Source organism: Chamaesiphon polymorphus CCALA 037 (genome assembly GCF_003003845.1).
Classification (GTDB): Bacteria; Cyanobacteriota; Cyanobacteriia; order Cyanobacteriales; family Chamaesiphonaceae; genus Chamaesiphon; species Chamaesiphon polymorphus.
Window position 1 is genome coordinate 1 of the sequence record NZ_PVWO01000700.1, and the last position, 2,339, is coordinate 2,339.

A 2,339-nucleotide genomic window follows, 5' to 3' on the forward strand; every position below is an offset into this window, starting at 1 on the left:
TTCTCCGAACGATTGCTAGCTTTGGTATATAAATATGCTTATTCCCCCTTTTGGAGGGTTTATGCAAAAAACCCCTGGTAGCATCGTTGGCTCCGAGCCTGCCTTCGGCAATCGCCCTGAAGCCCTAGTCGATATCGAGCTACCAACGCCGACACCCACCGGACGAGATCTGCTCGTTGATGTTATTCGATCGACTGGACGTGAAGAAGGCAGTACCTGGAGCGGCACCAGCAATTCTAATTATTGGTGGAGCTGGCGGTGTTGGTTCGATCGCGATTCAAATCGCGCGTGCCTTAACCGATTTGACGGTCATCGCCACTGCATCACGAGCGGAGACAGTAGCTTGGGTCAAAGAAATGGGGGCACATCATATTATCGACCACAGCTTACCCCTAGCCGAACAGGTGGCCGAGTTGGGATTGGGCGCACCTGCTTTTGTCTTTTCCACCACTCAAACCGATCGCCATCTCGATGAGATCGCCGCGCTGATTGCGCCTCAAGGTCGCTTTGGACTAATTGACGATCCGGCGGTTTTGGACGTAAATAGATTCAAACGTAAGTCGGTATCGGTGCATTGGGAGCTAATGTTTACCAGATCGATCTTTGACACTGCCGATATCGCCGAGCAGGGCAAACTCCTCAATGAAGTCTCGCGCCTAGTCGATGAGGGCATTTTGCGGACGACGATGACAGAGCAGTATTCACCGATCGATGCTGCCAATCTCCAGCAGGTTCATACAACGATCGAGAGCGGCAAGGCGCGGGGTAAAATCGTGTTATCAGGATTTGACGCGGCTAAATAGATATCCAGCAGAGCGAGAGCGATCTGGATGAATGGGTAACAGACGAATTTAGCGATCGGATTCGATCGCTAAATTCGTCATGTCAACTGCTGGCGAATTTGCAAGGACACACTGCAAAAATTACTGAAGATCTGTCTAAAGTGTGGAGTTGAGCCGATCGCAGTAAGTTACTCTGATTGCAACGATCGATCGGGCATAACGCTTGGCTGGTATGGTGTGCCTTGATGAAAGCGCATGACCCAACCACTTTCCGTGCGCGACCAGATCGAGCTGCGTCTGGCATACTCGATGATGCCATCACGATCGACCTGGCTGTTGTATGTAATCTGCGCTGTATTCTTGTCGAGCAGGCGAATGGCCAGATTCGGCAGCGGAAGTACCGCGTGGATTGGCTGCGAGTCTAATCGAATAATTCGATCGCGGGTGTAGACTCGTCCCGATCGACCGAACTCAAAAAAATCCTCAGCGAACCTTCGTTCTTGAAAGGTTCGATCGAAGCGTCTGCCTGCGCAGAGAGGCTACGCCAACGCATTATCGTTACTGATGTGGATGCACATTACGCCCAAGCTATTGGAGCTGGAGCAGAAATTATTGTCGATATCCAGGATGACAAATATGGTGAGCGCAGCTATTCATGCCGGGATCTCCAAGGCCACATCTGGAATTTTAGCAGTTACAATTCCCAAAATCATCGAGCTTGGAGCAAGACAATATATTAAGTAATCGATCGAATTGTTAGGAGCCGAGCCGATCTGAGCGAGCAGAAAGTGTAATTGAAAAATCGTTGCAGATCGGCCTGAAAATATTCAACTTCTAATTTTTAGATCGAGGAATTTAGAAGTTACGATCGCGCATTCAAACCGTAACTAGACAAACATCTATCGATCGAGATCGTGATAATTAGTTCGATCGGGAGATGTCAAAAGTTTAATTATCAAACATAATTTAGATGTTGGCATTGATGTATTACATCTGTCAGATAGTTAAATTGGGTTGCTAGTGACGTTAATGCAGGTTAGGTGGCGAAATATTCAAGCTTATTGGCATCAATTGCCGATTGTCTGTAGGGGCACGATCGCGATCTGTATTCCATTGGTTTGCTTAATCGGGTTAGTGGTGACTCACTCCCTTTTCAACCAACGGATCGTTTCCGCACAGCAAGATATCATTCGCTCTCATGAAATTTTAAGCAACAGCCAGCGGGTAGCGATCGGTTTATTCAATGCTGAAACTGGCTTGCAAAGTTACGATCTTGGCAAACAAGAAGCTTACCTCAAGTCTTATAAGTTAGCATTAAGCACGCTCGAACCTACTCTGGCCAATTTGCAAAAACTCGTCCGCGATCGACCGACTCAGGCACCACAGGTCAAGCAGCTAGATCGAATCGTGAGATCGCGCATGAAATTACTACAACAAAGCGTTCGACGTGCCGAAGCCAAAATGTCGATCGGTAGTTTAAAGTCGAAGATCGAGCGAGAGATCGAGCGCAACCGATTTGGGGAGGTCATCGAGCGATTTGAAGCCGAAGAACGGCGG

2 protein-coding genes and 2 pseudogenes are annotated in these 2,339 nt (G+C 48.2%); 2 read left to right on the plus strand and 2 right to left on the minus strand.

Translation table 11 applies throughout. The features are described 5' to 3' along the window. Positions 1-179: 179 nt before the first annotated feature. A pseudogene (locus tag C7B77_RS28435) lies at positions 180-803 on the plus strand (zinc-binding alcohol dehydrogenase family protein); the annotation flags it as partial. A gap of 167 nt (positions 804-970) precedes the next feature. Here C7B77_RS28435 and C7B77_RS31945 read toward each other — a convergent pair. Both C7B77_RS31945 and C7B77_RS31585 read right to left on the minus strand, forming a co-directional pair. Next, positions 971-1,243, minus strand: a pseudogene (locus C7B77_RS31945) (hypothetical protein); the annotation flags it as partial. After that, positions 1,204-1,335, minus strand: a complete 132-nt coding sequence (locus C7B77_RS31585; RefSeq protein WP_281261402.1) for a hypothetical protein — start codon at positions 1,333-1,335, stop codon at positions 1,204-1,206. The gene C7B77_RS31585 and the pseudogene C7B77_RS31945, both read right to left, overlap by 40 nt. A 476-nt stretch (positions 1,336-1,811) precedes the next feature. On the opposite strand from C7B77_RS31585, the gene C7B77_RS28450 reads away from it, so the two are divergent. Continuing rightward, positions 1,812-2,339, plus strand: a 528-nt coding sequence (locus tag C7B77_RS28450; protein WP_245894514.1) for a CHASE3 domain-containing protein, incomplete at its 3' end; no start/stop codon positions are given.

What these genes read in the sequence shown, in the direction of transcription:
- C7B77_RS31585 (WP_281261402.1), bottom strand. Translation starts at nt 1,335, where the DNA reads ATGCGTTGGCGTAGCCTCTCTGCGCAGGCAGACGCTTCGATCGAACCT.